This is a genomic window from Brevinematales bacterium (genome assembly GCA_026415355.1).
Lineage (GTDB): Bacteria > Spirochaetota > Brevinematia > DTOW01 > DTOW01 > SKYB106.
Map to the genome: position 1 here is coordinate 30,865 of JAOAHF010000015.1, position 18,534 is coordinate 49,398.

Below are 18,534 nucleotides of genomic sequence, written 5' to 3' on the forward strand. Positions count from 1 at the left end.
AATATCTATGTAGAGTAGAAAAACGTAAAGGAGGAGTCTATGAAGAGTGTTTCAAAAATGCTTTTTGTGTTTATTACTTCAGTTACGGTAGGTTTAAGTTTAGTCGGTTTTTCAAGATCTTTTGCTAACACAAATGTGCCATATATGGAATATAGAGCGGGTGAACATAAGATGATGAGTTATGATATTGATTTTGATAAGATGTTTGGTGGAAAACTTATGCGTATACTTAGCCTTTCGAAAGATTTGAACTTAACTCAAGATCAGCAGGATAAGATATTTAGTATACTGATTCAGATGAAACAGAGAAATGATACTGTATCTACTGAGATTATGAAAGTAAGGTATGAGGTTTCTAAAGAACTTTCAAAATCTCAGCCAGATTTTTCAAAGGTTAAGTCGCTAAACTCTCAACTGGCAAGATTGCATTCGGAGATTTCACTTAACACTAAAAATGCTTTTGTCGACGTAATATCTGTGCTTACTCCAGAACAGAGAGAGAAATTGAATAGTATGATTTTCAAGGTACGAGGAAAGGGTAAAATTGATAGATAAATGATAACCCCCGATCGGAGGGGGTTATAAATTTAGGTTAGATGTTTGAATTAGGTTGAGATTTTACAGATCATTTGAAATGAAAAATAATCTTATGAGAATTAGTTAAGGTTGTGCTAATTTTTAGATTTTAGTTAATTGGTAATATTGATGTTATTATGCATAAAATAAATAATATGAGTTTCGTTGTTTTAGATAATATTTCGAAATGGTATCTGGAAAGTAATGGTAGCAAAGTTGTTGTTTTTAGGAATTTCTCTCTTTCAGTTGAGAAAGGTAAGTTTGTATCTGTTGTTGGTGAAAGTGGTTCTGGTAAGACTACGCTCCTAAACATCATAGGGGCTATTGATAGTGTTAGTGAGGGTAGTGTTTATGTTAATGGTGTTAATATAACAAATATGGATGAAGATGGTCTTTCTGAGTTTAGAAATACTAAGGTTGGATATGTGTTTCAGAATCACTTTTTACTTAAAGGTTTTACAGTTTTAGAAAATGTTATTATACCTGTTATGTTAAAGAGTAGTTATAATAGGATTAAGGTTTTGAATAGAGCAAAAGAATTGCTTGATTTTCTAGGCATCGGAGACAAGATTCATAGAAATATAGATGAGATTTCTGGTGGTGAAAGGCAAAGAGTTAGTATTGCAAGGGCATTGATAAATGATCCTGATATAATTATTGCTGATGAACCTACTGGCAACCTTGATCCTAAAAACTCGGAGATAGTTTTTTCACTGTTTTATAATTTAGTAAAGAGTATGGGTAAAACATGTATAATGGCTACCCACAATATGTTTTTATCTCAGCAAACGGATTATGTTATAAACCTAGATTTCAATAGATCCTAAGGGATCTGGTACTTCCGCCTCTTCAAATGCTTTTCTTCTAGAATTACAGGAGGGGCATTCCATACAAGGTTTTATTATGTGTCCTAGTATTCTAGGTGAGTAACAACTCCAAGTCAATTCAAAAGGTACTCTGAGTTCTTTTCCTATTTTAATTATGTCTTTTTTCTTGAGATTTATAAATGGTGTATGAACTTTTAATCTTCTGCCTTCGAATGCAAATTTCGAACCTGCGGTTAACACTGTTTCAAGAGCACTAGCCCATTCGGGACGAGTGTCTGGATAGTTTGGATTATCACTTGCGTGTATTCCTAGGATTATATTTTCTATATCTCTTATTTCTGCTATTATTCCCGCTATTATACCTAATAAAGTATTTCGCATAGGTACATATGTTGAGATTATACCCCTATCAGGGTATTCCTTTTCGGTAATTTCATGTTTACCTACTAAAGATGAGCTTGATAGTAGAAATTTTAAACTTGATATATCTATCTCAATTCTTGGTATTTCAAATTCATCACATACTTTCCTTGATAGAAAAGTTTCTATAGAGTGCTTTTGTCCGTAAAGTATATTAAGTGCTACTATTTCATCAAACTTCTCTCTGGCCCAGAATAGAGCAGTGGTACTATCCAAACCACCTGAATGTAAAACTATAGCTCTGTCCATAGCTTAATTCTAAATAACTGAGTGTTGTTTTATAAAGTAAACACTTACATACACGATTTTAAAATCAAAGACTTATTATCTTTCAGGAAATGCTTAGTTTCTTGGGTACAACTTTTGATTTTTTTTAAGGTTTGTTTCTATGCTAAATTTTAATTGTCTTGCTTATATTACGTTTATTTAAAATACAAACTCCTATGAAGATAGTTTGTTCAAAGTATGATGAGGGACACAGAGTAGATGTTGTTATATCAAAGTACGTACCATTTACTAGGAGTCAGATTAAGTCAAAGATTAGTACTGTTTATGTAAATGGGCAAATTAGAAATTTTGGATATAAAGTTAAGTTTGGTGATGTGATTGAATTTGAAGATATACAACCTGAAAAGACGTATTTAGAGCCTGAACCGATAAGTATTGAGATAATATATCAGGATGAAGATATAGCAGTTGTTAACAAGCCGTATAATATGGTAGTTCATCCTGCTCCTGGTCATTGGAGTGGTACTCTTGTTAATGCTATTCTTTACAACCTCAAGGATAGACTTTCAACAGTTGGTGGATACATAAGGCCTGGTATAGTTCATAGACTTGATAAAGAAACTTCCGGAATTATAGTGATTGCCTTGAACGATAAGTCACATTTTAGGTTATCTTCTTTCTTCAAGAATAGGTTGGTACATAAGGAATATTGGGCATTAGTATGTGGTAAAATATCTGAGAGAAACTTTGTAATAGATAAACCAATAGGTAGAAATCCTAAAAATAGACATAAGATGGCAATAGTTTTGGATGGTAGAGAGGCTATTACTGAATTTGAGGTTATAGATTGTAATGAAGAATTTTCTTTAGTTGTTGCAAGACCAATAACTGGTAGAACTCACCAAATAAGAGTACATCTCAAGAGTATAAATCATCCTATAGTTGCTGACCCTTTGTATGGGGTTAATATCAGAGAGCATAAAGTTAAATTTAATATACCTGATGGTTTTATTCCTCTAACTTCTAGAAAAATAGTATTTCCACATCCAAATCAAGATAAAATGATGGTTTTTGAAATTGATTTACCAATAGAGTTTAAGGATTTAATTCAAAAAGTTGGTTTACGAAATTTTAAAGTTTCTCAGTAGTATATTAAGGTATTTTAGTTTAGGTTGTGCTATCAAATTTTTAAACTTCATTCTATTACTTGAATATTTGGTAGTGTTAGGTTGTTAGAGAGAAGGAAGTTTGAAAAGCTATCTTTGTCTTAATCATTACTAGAATGAGAATGATTTATAAACTGATATTTCTACACTCGTATTAATGGTAGTAGAATACCTAACTGGAGTACTGAAAGATTTTTCTCTTATCTCTAATCTCTCAATAAGAAGATTGTTTTCTAAGAATATATCTTTCGTTATTTTATAGTTTCCTATTAGTTTTAGAGAAGTATATTTGTACTCTTCTTGTATTGTTTGAGGTATTATGCTAATAGATGTACTAAATTCATAATCTGATAGTTGTGTTAATGTTAAAAAGATATTTAGGGGTTCTATATTAAAGTAGAGCAAAGGTCTTAGGATGAAAGCTAAAGTTTTAGTGTGTATTTCTGCTTCTTGAAATCCTTTTTTAATAGTTTGTCTAAGCAATAGAAAGTCTATCCCCACTCCAATAAAATCAAATATTTTACTGCCCACAGAAGCACTAATTTCTTTACCAATGAAAATATCGCTAATGTTTGTAGTCGATAGAGAAATTCTGCTTACTATGTCAGGGAAATTGATATTCGCGAACCACCCCTCATTAAAAATACCACCGCTTGAATTGTTCAGGTATTTAAAGGTAATTCCAAGATGTAGTGAACTAATTCCGATATCATAAAACGAAAATGTCGCACTTGCTCCTAATAGGAACTTTCCTGGTACGTTAACATTTGTAGTTCTTTGTTCTATTATTTTTCTGTACTCTTCTGCTAAATTTTCATCATATTGGGGTAATTGTTCATTGACACCTTTACTAAAATCAACTACCACTGAATCAATAGTTTCAAATATCTTTTCTGGGTCATACTCAAATTTATATGTTCTACTTAGTTTAATTTCTGCGTTAGCAACATCAATTAACTGTAACACAAGTTTGTATTCTTTGTCATTAATTTGGATTATTAGTCCGTATATTGAAAAATCAATTTTCTCTTTTATTGAGTTTTTTAGAGTGAATTCTCTAGATGTTGAGTTGGTGTTAATGTCGTATGTGTTAAATTCTCTTGATAGAATTAGTAATGAGGATTTTTTTATACTATTTGCTATGGAGCTTCCTATTTTGTCATAGCTTTCTATGTTGAATATTCCGAGTTTCCATTTGTTCTGTGAATAAGAAAGCAAATTGATGGTGAATATGAGTAAGAATGCGTAGATTGTTCTTTTCATATTTTGCTCCTTAGATTTATAATTTGTATTTGAGATTTATAAGAGTTTGTCCAAGTCCCATTTTCGTGAACAGCAAAGAAGTATCTATGTAACCTTCTCTGTTTATTGAGTTTAATAAAAACTTCATGTTTATACCTGAAATTACATTCTCAGAGATTCCTATATCAAATGATATATTTATTCCTATGAATCTTGGCGGTGGGGTTCCTCTATTAGGTATTACTAGGTCGTCTCTGAATTCTACACCATCTACAGGTAAGTTTATAGAAAAAAGAATTAGTGGAGATAATGATAGTGAGTCATTCTTAGAGAATTTAAACTTTATTATAGGTAATGTGTACAGTTCTATGAAAGATATATTAGTTATGTTTGGTAATAAATCCCCAAGTTTAATTGAATTGTTGTATTCTGTAGTTGCTTTTGAAGGATTGAAAGTGGTTTTTTGTAGTATTATTTCAGTACCCAGCAATAAGAAACCCCTAAAAAACGATATTCCTCCTGATAGGAAAGATCCAAAGTCTCCGTGATCAAAATCTGTACAGTAAATTAACCCTACAGATCCTGAAAAATATCTTGTATCAATTTCATATCCTATGCTGAAAGTATATCTTGGTAAGTTTCTGTGACTAAAGTTTATAGTTTGCTGAGGCAAGTTAGTTAAGAATATATATTCGATTTGTGATATTGAATATCCTAGGGATAATCTGATACTATGTTTAGGATTTTTTTCTTCGAGGGGACTTATGTAGTCTATTTCGACAATTTCTTTGATGATTTTTTCTTGTTCTTTTGGAGGAAAAGCATTTAGTATTTCAAAGGAAATTTCCTCTATATTGTTAATACGGATGCTTTTTATTAATCCTTTTGTTGAGAATAAAAAAACTTCATTGTTGCTTATTATAACAAGTCCAGATATTTTTTGGTTATACATAAATGCCATAGGATCGAAGTCTTTTTCTAAACTTTCTATAATGAAATACTTTATGTTTACTTTTCTTGAATTTGCTAATTCTGTTTCAATTATCATGCAGTTTCTTGTATCATTTGTACTTGTTGGCAATACTGCTATAGTTTGGTTTTGCAAAGCAAATGTGCTTTTTAAAGTTCCTATGATTATAAAGATAGATAGTATTGTTTTTTTCATACGGAGAAAAATTATATTCCCCCTTAGGAATATTATGATTTAAATTTGATTCGAAATCAAGTTTATGAACTTCAGAAGATGTTGTTCTATTAGAATTTTATAAGTGTAAACTCTGTTATTCTTTTTATGATCTATTTTTAATATGAGTTTATTTTGCTAAATTATAGGTAATACTAAAATTCATATCTATTTATTGACTAAGTTTATGGGTTTACTATTTAGAAAAGATTTTATATTATCGACAGTAGTTTGAGCTATTCTTCTGACGGCTTCGATACTATTGAATGCGTTATGTGGTGTGAACACTACATTTTCTCTATGTAGCAGTATATTGCTTTGGACTGCTGTTATGAGTTTTGAATAGTCTGAAGGGTTTGTTAGAATTGTATCTTCTTTCATAAGGCTTTCTTCTCCTTCTATTACATCTAATCCAACTCCTGCTATTATACCTTTATTCAAACCATATATAAGTGCATCATTATCAATAAGTCCGCCTCTTGATGTGTTTATTATGATTACTCCTTTTTTCATTTTCTTAACAGTTTCTATATTTATTATGTGATGTACTTCTGGGAAGTAAGGTATATGTAGAGATATTATATCTGATGTTGATATAAGTTCTTCGAAACTCACGTACTTGAATCCTAATAAACTACTCATAAGTGTATTTGGGTTTTTATCATAGGCAACTACTTCCATATCAAATCCTAGAGCCATTTTTATTACATGAAGTCCTATTCTACCTGTGCCTATTATTCCTATTCTTTTACCTTTCAAATCAAATCCTCTTAATCCTTCTATGGAGAAGTCTCCTCTTATTGTTCTGACATAGCTTTTGTGAATGTTTCTTGATAAAGATAATATTAGAGCAAATGTATGTTCTGCTACAGTATTTTCTCCATAGTTTGGTACGTTTGATACGGCTATTCCCTTTGATTTTGCGTAACTGTAATCAATATGATCAAAGCCTGTGGATCTTGTTGTTATAAGCTTTAGTTTTGGGAGCTTATTTATTATATCGTTTGAAACTTTTGAATATATGAAGGTTGATATAACTTCAGCCTCTTTATAAGTTTCAACAGATACTTCTTGGGCCGTTTGTTTGAAGAATTTGATTTCATTACCTTTTAGCTCTTTTTTGTAAAATGACTTTTCCCAATCTTCCTTTATTTCGAACATTACGATTTTAGCCATATATTACCTCTCAAATTCATAATTAATTTATGAGATTATTGTTCAACTTTTCAACATTTTTAACTTAGTGTCCTAGGAAGTCTAAGGTAACCTAAATTTGATAAACTATTGATAAAAAACTTTTTGGATTTAAAATATATCCTAGAATTACTAGGAGGTATTTATGGCTAAGAATAAAAAATATGTTTATTTCTTTGGAAAAGGTAAGGCTGAGGGAACAGGAAAAATGAAAGATATACTAGGGGGTAAAGGTGCTGGTCTCGCTGAAATGACAAATATAGGGTTGCCAGTTCCGGCTGGATTTACTATTTCTGCTGAGGTTTGTGATTACTATTATAAAAATGACAGAAAGTATCCAGAAGGATTAATTGAAGAAATAGAAGAGCATCTGAGAAGGCTTGAGGAAACTACGGGTAAAAAATTTGGAGATCCAAAAAATCCTCTTCTTGTATCTGTTAGATCAGGTGCTGCTGTATCTATGCCTGGTATGATGGATACTATACTGAATCTAGGTCTAAATGATGAGAGTGTTAAGGGATTAGCTGAGTTGACTAATAATCCAAGGTTTGCATATGATGCCTACAGAAGGTTTATACAGATGTTTGGAGATGTTGTATTAGGAATAAATAAAAATGAATTTGAGGAAATTCTCGAAAATAAGAAGAAGCAAAAGGGGGTACATCTTGATAGTGAGTTAAGCGCAGAGGATTTAATAGATATTGTTGAAAAATATAAGGAAGTTTATAAAAAACATGGATTTGTGTTTCCGCAAGATCCTAGGAAACAACTCGATATGGCTATAGAAGCTGTGTTTAAATCTTGGATGAATGAGAGAGCTATAAAATATAGAGAGATAAACGAAATTAGGGGATTACTTGGTACTGCTGTTAATGTGGTTGAGATGGTATTTGGTAATATGGGAGAAGATTCAGGAACGGGTGTTGGATTTACTAGAAATCCTAATAATGGAGATAAAGAATTTTATGCAGAGTTTTTGCCTAATGCTCAAGGTGAAGATGTTGTTGCGGGTATAAGAACTCCGATGAAGATAGATGAGCTCAAAAAGAGGCTTCCCGAAGTTTATGATCAACTTATTAAGGTTGCTGAGCTACTTGAGAGACACTATAAGGATGTTCAAGATATTGAATTTACTGTTGAAAGAAAGAAATTATTTTTATTACAAACTAGATCTGCTAAAAGGACAGGATTTGCTGCAGTTAGAATAGCTGTTGATATGGTTAAGGAAGGTATAATAACAGAAGAAGAAGCTATAATGAGAGTTCAACCTTCTCATATAGATCAATTATTACATCCTATGATTGATCCTTCTGAGAAGTACGATGATAAAGTTATAGTGAAAGGGCTTCCAGCGTCGCCAGGTGCTGCTACTGGACAAGTTGTATTCTTCGCAAAAGATGCTGAAGAATGGACTAAAAAAGGTAAGCAAGTTATACTCCTAAGACCAGAAACTTCTCCTGAAGATATTGGTGGAATGCATGCTTCTAAAGGAATACTGACTGCAAGAGGAGGGTTAACATCTCATGCCGCTGTGGTTGCTAGAGGTATGGGTAAACCTTGTATTGTCGGATGCGAAGACTTGATTGTTGATGAAAAATCTAAAGTAGCTAAAACAAAAGATGGCAGATATACTATAAGAGAAGGTGATTGGATAACTATTGATGGTAAAACTGGTTATGTAATTCAAGGTCAATTAAAACTTACAAAAGGTGAAATAACAGGTTATTTTGCTGAGTTTATGAGTTGGGTTGATAAATATAGAAAGTTAGGTGTTAGAGCAAACGCAGAAACCCCAGAAGATGCTAGGAAAGCAAGAGAGTTTGGTGCTGAAGGAATAGGACTTGCTAGGACAGAGCATATGTTCTTTGGGCCTGAAAAGGAAAGAATACTATACTTTAGAAGTATGATTATTTCTGATACCTATGAAGATAGAGTTAAGGCACTTGAAAAGCTTAAAGAATTTCAGAGAAAAGATTTTGAAGAACTGTTTGAAATTATGGAAGGTTTACCTGTCACTATAAGGTTACTTGATCCACCATTACATGAGTTTTTGCCACATGAAGAAGAACAAATGAAAGAAGTTGCGAAAGAGCTTGGTGTACCAGTTGAGAAAATAAAAACTAGGTATGAACAACTTAAAGAGTTTAATCCAATGTTGGGATTTAGGGGGTCTAGACTTGCGGTTGTGTATCCAGAGATATATGAGATGCAGATAAGAGCGATTTTTGAAGCTGCATGTAATTTGAGGAAGAATGGTAGAAATGTTATAGTTGAGATAATGTTACCTATAATAAGTGAATTGAAAGAATTCACTCTCTTGAAGAAAAGACTTGAAAAAGTTGCTAAGGAGACTATGGATAGAATTGGAATAAATATTGAATACAAGTTTGGTACTATGATAGAGGTACCAAGAGCTGCATTGACTGCCGATGAGATTGCGAAAGAAGCAGATTTCTTCTCATTTGGTACTAATGATTTAACTCAGATGACTTATGCTTTCTCAAGAGATGACATAGGTAAATTTATAGACGCTTATAAAAACTCAAATATACTTGAAGATGATCCTTTCAAAACATTGGATACTAAAGGAGTAGGAGAACTTATTAGAATAGCGATAAATAAAGGTAGAAGTGTAAAACATAATCTTAAAGTAGGTATATGTGGTGAGCATGGAGGTGATCCAAGATCAATTCAATTCTGTTATGAGGTGGGTATGGATTATGTAAGTGCTTCTCCCTACAGAGTTCCTATTGCAAGATTAGCTGCAGCACAGGCTACTGTAAGTGGTGGTAAAGCGAAACACAGTGATTAGTTGACTATAACTACAAGTAAATAATCTTGTTAGAGGATTTGATAAAATTGTAGTTAGGGGGATACAAATCCCCCTTGTATTTACTTTTTTTCCTTTGAAAAAATTACTCTTGAGTAGTATCCTATCAAGAAACCTGCTATTGCTGAGAGTAGAGAGAAAGCTAGCAGTATTAGATCTCCTTCCAGTTCGATAAATGGTTTTGGTTCTTTACCTTTTTCTGAGGCATACTTTTCTATTACTATTTCATCTAATGCTCCCCATTTTTCTTTTTCTTCATCTCCAGGTTTCATATCTACTGTTTGAGTTTCTTTTGTGACTTGGTATGTGTACGACTGTGTAAAACTGAAAACTATCATAAATGATAGTATGGCTAGTAATATTTTTAGCTTTTTCATATTTCAACCTCCTTATTTTGATTCAACTATAGGATCTATGTATTCTTTTGCTCTATTTATAAACATATTTATAATTACACCGGCTACTATTCCCTCAACTATAGATACTGGTAATTGTATAGGTAAAAACATACCAAACAGTGTCATCCAAACATTCAGTAATGTTTCATTACCATGAAACTCAAGAGCTAGTTGTAATGCTGTTGTAAGGTATGTGGATATATCTGCTGAAAATCCTGCTATAAACCCTGCTACTATGTATGGTAGTTTTATCAGTCTTGATAATTTATAAAGACCAAATGCTACAAATGAACCTACTACAGCCATTGAAAATACGTTTGCTCCAAGTGAAGTTATACCACCATGTCCCATAAATAATGCTTGGATTAATAGTGTTATGAAACCTAGAAATACAGATACTATAGGGCCTAGTATTATGCTTGAAATACCAGTAGCAGCAGGATGAGATACCGATCCAGCAACTGGTGATGGAATGGCAAGTGATGTTATCAAAAAAACAAGGGCTCCTATTAGTGCTAATACTGCTATATAGTTTGGTTTGCTTTTTAAATTATTGATGACTATTATTAAAGACCATACAACAAAGGGTAATGCAAAAACTATCCATAATAAAACCCAGTTTAGGCTTAGTATACCTTCCGCTATATGCATTGAGTAGCCTATCTGGGATAAGAGTAGTATCATTATGATTGTATAATAAAACTTCTTTAGCATATCCATATACCCTCCATAAGGATATTATGGAGGATATTTTATTTTTTTTTCAATATGCTTTTTGGTTTATTTCTGAAATTTTAATGCAGTGTATGAGTTGTATATAATTAATTAAGACTTGGAGGTTTTATGATTAGTAATCCTGATAGATACAAAAGTAGGAGATTTGATATATATGGGGTTGATAAGATAGATGTTGATATTCTTGAGACGTTTGAATATGAGTATCAAGGTAAACCTATAGAGATTATCATAACTACTAATGAATTTACATCGGTTTGTCCTTGGAGTGGATTACCTGATTTTGCCACTCTAACAATAAAGTATATTCCTGACAAGAAATGTGTGGAATTAAAGTCTTTAAAATACTATTTACATTCTTACAGGAATGTTGGTATATTCTATGAACATGTAGTTAATAGGATACTTGACGATTTGGTTAAACTTGTTGAGCCTTTGAAAATGGAGATAGAGGCTAAATTTACTATAAGGGGTGGATTACAAACAACCGTTAGAGCTGAGTATAAGAGGTAGTATGAGTAAGGTTAGTGTTGCTGTTATAGGTGTAGGACATATGGGAAGGTATCATGTGAATGCTCTTGCTTCGATGGATGACGTTAATCTTGTTGGGGTTTGTGATATTAATGAGAAGCAAGGTTATGAGATTGCAGATAGATATAAGACTAAATATTTTAGAGATGTTAGAGACCTTTTTGGTAGAGTTGATGCAGTGGTAGTTGCTGTACCTACGTTTTTACATTACTATATTGCTTCTGAATTCATAAAGAGAGGGGTTCATGTACTTGTTGAAAAACCTATAACTAGAAGTATTAATTATGCCAAGAAGTTAATAGATCTTTCGTCAAAGTATAACGTTGTATTACAAGTAGGTCATATAGAGCGTTATAATGGGGCAGTTCAAGAGCTTAGGAATATAGTAACAAAACCATTACTTATAGAAGCAAGAAGAATGGGACCAAAGAATACTAGAATAAGAGATGTTGGTGTAGTTCTTGATCTTATGGTTCATGACTTAGATATTGTATTGAATGTAATAGGTAAGGGTAATAAGGATATTATATACATTGGTGCTTCTGGAATAAAAGTTTACTCTGATTATGAAGATGTTGCAAATGCTACAATAGTATTTTCTGATGAGACTATAGCAAATATTACTGCTAGTAGGGTAACGGAGAATAAAAGGAGAATCCTTCAGATATCTCAAGAAGGGTCATTTATTGAGATTGATTACTCTACTCAGGATATAACAATATATAGACAAGCGTCTTCAGATTATATACTGAATAAGGATGAAATAAAGTATGTTCAAGAAGCATTCATAGAGAAAGTTTTTGTTAAAAAAGAAGATGCTCTTAAAAGGGAGTTGAGACATTTTATAAATTGTGTTTTGGGTAAGGAAAAACCAATGTTTAGTAATGAATTGGATCTTAAGACTCACACGGTAGCAAAGAAGATTATGGATATCATATATAGCCAGTGGAGAGCAAACTTTTCAAAATATCCTCACTATCATGAAATTATTTGAAACAATAACAAAATCTGAAGAAGACACGAAAAAAGTTGCTTTTGAATTTGCCAGTATTACCAAAAAAGGAGATATTGTTGTTCTTTCTGGTGATTTAGGTAGTGGTAAAACTACTTTTGTTAAAGGTTTTTGTTTGTATTTCAACATTAGTGAAGAAGATGTTTCAAGTCCATCGTTCACTTTGTTAAACGTTTATGAAGGTAGAGTTAGGATATATCATTTAGATCTATATAGGATTGAGAATATTAATTTTGTAGATTATGAAACATTTCTTGACTATCTGAAGGATGAGAAAGCAATAAAACTCATTGAATGGAATAAGATTAACATTGATTTAGAATTTGATTTATTTGTTATTGAAATAGAGCACATAAGCGAGAAGGAAAGGAAAATTACAATAAAAAAGGGGTAAAGTCTACCCCTGAAATTTTACTCTTTAAATTTTGATAGATCTAAAACGCTATTAAAACCGTCAAATCCATCTGGTTGTTTATTGGGATTGAATGGATCTTCAATCCAAGTCATATCTTTTTGGTTATTAAAATCTTTGTCAAGAGGGTTTTTATGGTAGATGACAAATTTGTATATAAAATCTCCTAATCTTACATCCTCTAGTTTTAACTTCCAGGTGTCTTCATCTACTTTCTTCATTAGATTTTCTGCTGGATTCCATCCATTCATAGTTCCACCGATCGCTAGAGAGTATATGGGTTTAGTTGCTAGATTTTGCTGTTTTTCTAGGTACAGATTTACTCTTGCTTCTGCAGATTTTTTCTTCATACCCTTTAGAGATGGATCTTGAGCTTCTTTTTTGACTCTTTCAACCATTTCACTAACATACTTTTTCAAATCACTTACCTTTATTGTAAATTCAAGCGTTCCTTTTCTACCTTTTACTTCAATTAGTTTCACGCTCTTGCTTCCAGTGTCAAAATCTTTAGCAATGGTGGTAAGCGAAAAAGCAAAAGTAAATATCAGGGCTATAGATAGTAATCTTCTCATATCATACCTCCTATTACCTGTTACCTGAAATTCTAAAAATACGCTTATCTCCTTTCAATATTCTTTTGTTTGTGATACTTTATATTTTGGAAGTTTCTCTTTTATTGAAAGAGCTTTTGTGTATTGTCTACAATAACTATTATGAAGAAGATAAGTTTATTTATCTTTTTAGTTTTATTTTTATTTTTATTTACACCATTGATCTTGTATGGAGTTAGATTAGAAGGGGTAGTGGTTGATGTTGAAGATGGGGATACTATAACAATAAGAACGAAAGATGGTAAATACTACGATATAAGACTATTAGGTATAGATGCTCCTGAGACTAAGAGGAATGCTAAGTTTAAGAGAGATACTACGAAAGTTGAAGTTGCTGGAGAGTATAATGTATTCATAAGAATTCCACCTAACTCATTAATTAGACTCGGGAATGAAGCTAAATATGAGCTTAGAAGATTAATACTGAACAAAACTGTATTGGTTGATATAGAAGATGTTGATAGATATAAAAGGAATCTAGGATGGGTATGGTATGATAATATGTTAGTTAATGAATATATGGTTAGAAATGGTTTAGCAAGACCTTATATGTTAAAAAAGAGAAGTGCATATTACTACAGAATACTGAATGCAGAAGATAAGGCAAAGAGAGAGAAATTAGGCATATATGCTTACTGATGATTATGGATAATACTAGTATAGTATAAATCTTTCTCTGTAGATGTTATTAACTATACCTATAAGTGCTAGATTGGTTATTATAGATGATCCTCCATAGGACATAAACGGTAGTGGTAATCCTGTTACGGGTGCTAGACCTAGAACCATGAGCATGTTTATAGTGAAGTTTACAAATATTATTGATGTTGTACCACTTAGTAATAGATATGTTTTTTGGTTTTCTGAGTTACTTATAAGCCAAAGTAATCTAAAGAATAATATTAGGAAGAGTATTAAGACAATAATGCTTCCTACTAATCCCCATTCCTCTGCGAGTACGGCAAATATGAAGTCAGTGTGTCTTTCTGGTAGTATATTCAATTTATTTTGAGATCCTTTCATAAATCCTTTTCCGAATAATCCTCCCGAACCTACTGCTATTTCTGATTGGATTACGTTATATCCTGCTCCAAGTCTATCTATTTCGGGACTAAAGAATACCATTAATCTGTTTTTTTGATATGGTTTAAGTTTATTATATGCAATATTGCCTGCTAAAAAACCTAGTGAAAATATTAATATTAGAATACCAAATATCATTCTAACTCTATCTTTTGCGAATCTTGATATTATAAAGGAAGTTACAAATATGAAGATTGATGATGCTAATAAAGCGTAAGCAAATTCTTTTGATATTAGTACTTTTAGTGTTTTTGATAAGTTTTGTATTATGTTGGACTTTTGTAGAAAATCAACATAGGCATTGAAAAAGGGGAAAAATCCTAGTGAAAATCCTATAAATATCAGCATGAGTAAATACCTATGATTTAGGCCTGCTAACAATGAGAATATTATGAATAGCAGAAAATATGATATAGCCATTCCTAGATCTGGTTGTAGCATTATTATTCCAACGGGACCTAAGAATATCAAAGAAACTATAACAAAAGTTGAAAATTTTTTTGGATCGACACCTTCGATTGTTAGGTATTTAGTGGCTAGAAGTAGCACCCCGACTTTTAAAAATTCTGAAGGTTGTATTCCCATTCCGAGTATATTTAACCAGCTTTTAGTTCCTCTTATTTCTCTTCCTATAAAGATTGTTAGTATGGTCAGAAGTGTGAAAAATACATAGATTATCAACGAAGAGTTTATCATAGTTTCATACTTCGTGAAGAATAATGTTATCATTATGGTAAATCCTATTATTACCCATATTGCTTGCTTTAGAAATATAGATTTGTCGAAGTAGTAACTGGCGCTATATAGATTTACAAGACCTATGATTATGAGTGATAAAACAGTAAATGTTATAATTCTATCAAATGGTAGTCTGTTCATAAACTATTTTTTCTTTTCTTTTATTTTTAGGTCTTCTTCCATTTTTTGTGACCATTTGTCTATTATTTTCTTTATTTCTTTTGATTCTTCGTATTGCCCGAGTACATTGTTCATACGCATTATAGCTTTAAGATGTTCTTGAGCCTTACGCATGTCACTTATTTCGTGTCCTGATATTTCATATTTTTCTCTATATTCGTCTGCAGACTTTCTCAATAAATCTTTTGCGTATGCTATTAGTTCGTTATAATATCTATAATTAGGGTCCATAGGATTCATACCAGTATACTCTCTAAAGTTTATACAATTCTTGGCGACAACAGCAAGTTTTGAAAACATTTCGAGCAGTTTATACTTCCATTTTCCTCCCTCGAGCTCTTCTGATAATATTTTTAGTGTTAATTCTATCTTCTTAAGCAAATATAACTTTCTATATGGTGTCATTTTTTCCGTACCTTTAAGTCTATCGCTTATCTCGTTTAAGTCCCCATCTAAAACGTCACTTACTATTTTTTCTAACACTGATATGGCGTTATACAAGTTTTTTCTAGCATTTTCTAGTAATTCGTCCTGTTTAATATCCATAGTGTGCATACTTAGTCTATTCATCTTTATATATGATATCGCTATGTCAGTGTATAAGCTTGCGAGAAGAAAATTTTTGTAGTTTCCTAGGTTTCCACCTCTTAAGCTACTTACTTCTATGTTTTGTATTTGTTTTTTTATGTTTTCAATTTCTTCTTTTAATGGATGAGATAACTGCTGATATGCTTCTTTTTTTTCTTTTTCGATTCTTTTTATTGCCATATGTTACTCCTTATTTTTCTTAATGAAGTCTGATATTATAACTTCGTCTGATTTGTCAAGATTCTCAAATTCAACTGCTAAGAAAAGTTTTTCTTCTTGGGCATCTATTCTCAGTACTTTGCCTTTTACTGATATTGATTTACCGTTGTTAAACTTTATATTTAGCTTAACTTTAGTACCTGCTTCAAGAAACTTGGATAGATACTGCTCTATTTCTACTTTTATTCCTCCTATACTTATATCATGAACAGGAAGTGGATATTCTGAATTTTGAGCTAGTGAAAATAGTTTGTACTTTGCTAATGCTTCTGATACTATATCTCCCAATGATCTTATGTAAAATACATCTCTTATTGTTAAAGATTTACTTACCTTGTCAAGTAAGCTTGCTACTCTTATATGTCCTACAGTATTCTCAAATAGGAATATTGGTACATAACATATACTTTTTATGTTATTTTTTTGGAAAAATATGATAAACTTTTTTATTTCTTCTTCTATCTTACTACTGTTCCAATTAAGATCCTCCATAAATTTCGTGAAAGGTATTATATCATCTCCAAAGTACTTTTTATAGTAAGATTTAGGATCTTGGGTGTCTTCAATAAGTAGAGATTTTTTGTATTTTGATATTATTATAACAGGCAAAGGCAGGTTTTCTCCTTGTTTGTGTAAAAATAATTCACCTATGTTTGATATTCCTTTTAGCTCGGTGTTTACCATTTTTATTATAAGTGGTATTTGTGGTGTATCTTTTGATAGTTCATTGAATATAGTTGCAAGTCTAGGTGGCATTGATTGTATTTTTGTTCTTAGTTCTTGTGAGATATCCCTTATAACATTTATGTTACAAAACACTTTGCCGTAGCAAAGGCTTCTCTCGTATTTTCTTGGTATCCATATTTCAACTTGTGATGGTATGAGTATTGATAGTTCTTTGCCTGATATTTTGACAACTTCAGACTTAAAATGATATGGTTCCTTGTTCAACTCGAAAGATATATCAACAGATTTAACTGATGACGGTATCTCAAAATCAGTTTCTAGAGTCATTATATATTCTGATATATTACTTATCGTTCCATTGAGTTTGTTGTTATCGTACACTATATTTAGCTTTAATGTGTATAACTTGCATATTTTAAAGATCGATATTATCTCTCCATAATCTGTTATAACTTTCTGAGGCATACTCTAAATATTATATCTCATCCTCTCAAATTTTTCAATAATCGGTCAGTTTTTCATCCTGGTCAGTCAACTATTTGCTAGTTTTGCTTTTTAGTGTGAATATTTCTTGTTAAATGCTTTTGCAAAGTATTTACATAGTCTTTAACTAAAATTATTTTTTCGTTTCTATAATTATCTAAATCCTACAATTATTGGAGGTTATCTTATGAAGAAAATATTTATAGTTTTAATTGTCATAGCGCTTACAGTTGCTGTATTTTACAGTTGTGCTAGACAAGTCACAGAGAATACAGGTAACGACTTTAGTGAAATGGATAATACCGATGGTGGAAATAATAACTCTAACGGAAATAATATAGGTTCTAGTAGTGCTATTTACAATTTTTTGGATCTAGTAATAACAGAAATCAACTGGGGAGGATCATATTCAAATACTACTGATGCTACTCCAAATGGAGAATTCGTGGAGATAATGAATAACACATCAAGTCCGATAAACTTGACAGGATTTCAATTGAGGTATGATGGTGGAGGTGATTTTACGAACAAGAGGGTTACATTACCTAGTATAGTTCTCAATCCTGGTGAGTTTCTGGTTGTGTTTATAACGAATAGTTCTAACAATCCTTATGAGTTAGTGTTAAATACCAACACTTATAAAACGTTTTTGTGGAGTGGGATAAACTACATAGGTAATGGTGGATTTAGGATAGCAATAATAGCGCCGAATGGAGAAGAGATAGACTTTGTTGAGACGAGGAGTGGGAAACCTGGGCAGGTTATGATGAAGGGTAGTTCAGGGATGCCAAAGAGGACTATGGAGAGAGTATTGCCGTTTATAAGTGGGACAAATAATAGTGCTTGGGAAGCTGCTGTGAGCAATATTAACTATGCTTATGGTGGAACTAACAATCTTGGAACACCTGGTGCTTCGAACTCTGTGTGGTTTGTCTTTAGAGCTATATTGTTGGCTACTCCTACTAATAATACAACTATAAATAAAGCACTGAATTCAACGCAGAATTTTGTATGGATGCTGACAGGTTTAGGAAGTTCATATTCATCGTATATACTAGTATTCACTACTAGTAACCAAGTATTTACGAATATATCAGTGAATACTACTAACACTAATATAAACATCCTCGCATTCCCAGTAGAAACCTATAAGTGGTTTGTTCTAGGAGTATCTGGTGGTATAACTAACTC

Annotated in this window: 19 protein-coding genes; 9 read left to right on the plus strand and 10 right to left on the minus strand. The window is 31.9% G+C overall.

Features of this window, described 5'->3' with window-relative positions:
• Window positions 1-39: 39 nt before the first annotated feature.
• Window positions 40-555 (plus strand): periplasmic heavy metal sensor, encoded by a 516-nt coding sequence (locus N2712_06655; protein MCX8029655.1) that lies wholly within the window; start codon window positions 40-42, stop codon window positions 553-555.
• A gap of 176 nt (window positions 556-731) precedes the next feature.
• A complete protein-coding gene (locus tag N2712_06660) occupies window positions 732-1,403 on the plus strand; it encodes an ABC transporter ATP-binding protein (GenBank protein MCX8029656.1) in 672 nt (223 codons plus the stop codon).
• Here the strand turns inward: N2712_06660 and queC are convergent.
• Entirely contained in the window at window positions 1,383-2,072 is a 690-nt protein-coding gene (queC, locus tag N2712_06665) for a 7-cyano-7-deazaguanine synthase QueC (GenBank protein MCX8029657.1), read from the minus strand. The two genes, N2712_06660 and queC, sit on opposite strands and share 21 nt — an antisense overlap.
• A 194-nt stretch (window positions 2,073-2,266) precedes the next feature.
• Between queC and N2712_06670 the strand changes: the two genes are divergently transcribed.
• Window positions 2,267-3,199 carry an RluA family pseudouridine synthase gene (locus N2712_06670; GenBank protein MCX8029658.1) on the plus strand — a complete coding sequence of 311 codons (933 nt, stop codon included), beginning with the start codon at window positions 2,267-2,269 and terminating at the stop codon, window positions 3,197-3,199.
• A 129-nt stretch (window positions 3,200-3,328) separates the two neighbouring features.
• On the opposite strand, the gene N2712_06675 is transcribed toward N2712_06670, so the two are convergent.
• The 3 genes from N2712_06675 to N2712_06685 all read right to left on the minus strand — a co-directional run bounded on the left by N2712_06675 (window position 3,329) and on the right by N2712_06685 (window position 6,818).
• A complete protein-coding gene (locus tag N2712_06675) occupies window positions 3,329-4,480 on the minus strand; it encodes a hypothetical protein (GenBank protein MCX8029659.1) in 1,152 nt (383 codons plus the stop codon).
• Window positions 4,481-4,496: 16 nt separating this feature from the next.
• Entirely contained in the window at window positions 4,497-5,624 is a 1,128-nt protein-coding gene (locus tag N2712_06680; protein MCX8029660.1) for a hypothetical protein, read from the minus strand.
• A 186-nt stretch (window positions 5,625-5,810) separates the two neighbouring features.
• Window positions 5,811-6,818 (minus strand): NAD(P)-binding domain-containing protein, encoded by a 1,008-nt coding sequence (locus N2712_06685; GenBank protein ID MCX8029661.1) that lies wholly within the window; start codon window positions 6,816-6,818, stop codon window positions 5,811-5,813.
• A 163-nt stretch (window positions 6,819-6,981) separates the two neighbouring features.
• Here N2712_06685 and ppdK point away from each other — a divergent pair, with 163 nt between their 5' ends.
• Window positions 6,982-9,648, plus strand: a complete 2,667-nt coding sequence (ppdK, locus tag N2712_06690; GenBank protein MCX8029662.1) for a pyruvate, phosphate dikinase — start codon at window positions 6,982-6,984, stop codon at window positions 9,646-9,648.
• Window positions 9,649-9,728: 80 nt separating this feature from the next.
• Here ppdK and N2712_06695 read toward each other — a convergent pair whose 3' ends face one another.
• Window positions 9,729-10,043: a hypothetical protein gene (locus tag N2712_06695; protein ID MCX8029663.1), complete on the minus strand. Its 315-nt coding sequence runs from the start codon at window positions 10,041-10,043 to the stop codon at window positions 9,729-9,731.
• A gap of 12 nt (window positions 10,044-10,055) precedes the next feature.
• Window positions 10,056-10,784, minus strand: coding sequence for an energy-coupling factor ABC transporter permease (locus N2712_06700; GenBank protein MCX8029664.1), 729 nt, complete (start codon window positions 10,782-10,784; stop codon window positions 10,056-10,058).
• A gap of 123 nt (window positions 10,785-10,907) precedes the next feature.
• Here N2712_06700 and queF point away from each other — a divergent pair, with 123 nt between their 5' ends.
• The 3 genes from queF to tsaE are packed head-to-tail and all read left to right on the plus strand — an operon-like array spanning window position 10,908 to window position 12,736.
• Complete coding sequence (queF, locus tag N2712_06705; GenBank protein ID MCX8029665.1) at window positions 10,908-11,312, plus strand: preQ(1) synthase; 405 nt, start codon at window positions 10,908-10,910, stop codon at window positions 11,310-11,312.
• A gap of 1 nt (window position 11,313) precedes the next feature.
• The gene (locus N2712_06710) at window positions 11,314-12,324 is read left to right on the plus strand and encodes a Gfo/Idh/MocA family oxidoreductase (GenBank protein ID MCX8029666.1); all 1,011 of its coding nucleotides are present in this window, start codon (window positions 11,314-11,316) and stop codon (window positions 12,322-12,324) included.
• Entirely contained in the window at window positions 12,311-12,736 is a 426-nt protein-coding gene (gene tsaE, locus N2712_06715) for a tRNA (adenosine(37)-N6)-threonylcarbamoyltransferase complex ATPase subunit type 1 TsaE (protein ID MCX8029667.1), read from the plus strand. The genes N2712_06710 and tsaE overlap by 14 nt, the downstream gene beginning before the upstream one ends.
• Before the next feature lie 17 nt (window positions 12,737-12,753).
• Here the strand turns inward: tsaE and N2712_06720 are convergent, their stop codons facing one another.
• Window positions 12,754-13,326: a hypothetical protein gene (locus N2712_06720; GenBank protein MCX8029668.1), complete on the minus strand. Its 573-nt coding sequence runs from the start codon at window positions 13,324-13,326 to the stop codon at window positions 12,754-12,756.
• Between the two features lie 141 nt (window positions 13,327-13,467).
• On the opposite strand from N2712_06720, the gene N2712_06725 reads away from it, so the two are divergent.
• Complete coding sequence (locus N2712_06725; GenBank protein ID MCX8029669.1) at window positions 13,468-14,004, plus strand: thermonuclease family protein; 537 nt, start codon at window positions 13,468-13,470, stop codon at window positions 14,002-14,004.
• A 15-nt stretch (window positions 14,005-14,019) separates the two neighbouring features.
• Here N2712_06725 and rodA read toward each other — a convergent pair whose 3' ends face one another.
• Genes rodA through N2712_06740 form a run of 3 tightly spaced genes read right to left on the minus strand, consistent with a single transcriptional unit; the run spans window position 14,020 to window position 17,325 of the window.
• Window positions 14,020-15,327, minus strand: a complete 1,308-nt coding sequence (rodA, locus tag N2712_06730; protein ID MCX8029670.1) for a rod shape-determining protein RodA — start codon at window positions 15,325-15,327, stop codon at window positions 14,020-14,022.
• Window positions 15,328-15,330: 3 nt separating this feature from the next.
• The gene (locus N2712_06735) at window positions 15,331-16,134 is read right to left on the minus strand and encodes a hypothetical protein (GenBank protein MCX8029671.1); all 804 of its coding nucleotides are present in this window, start codon (window positions 16,132-16,134) and stop codon (window positions 15,331-15,333) included.
• 3 nt (window positions 16,135-16,137) lie between these two features.
• The gene (locus N2712_06740) at window positions 16,138-17,325 is read right to left on the minus strand and encodes a PilZ domain-containing protein (protein MCX8029672.1); all 1,188 of its coding nucleotides are present in this window, start codon (window positions 17,323-17,325) and stop codon (window positions 16,138-16,140) included.
• Between the two features lie 205 nt (window positions 17,326-17,530).
• Between N2712_06740 and N2712_06745 the strand changes: the two genes are divergently transcribed.
• Window positions 17,531-18,534: lamin tail domain-containing protein (locus tag N2712_06745; GenBank protein ID MCX8029673.1), on the plus strand; the 1,004-nt coding region annotated here is incomplete at its 3' end.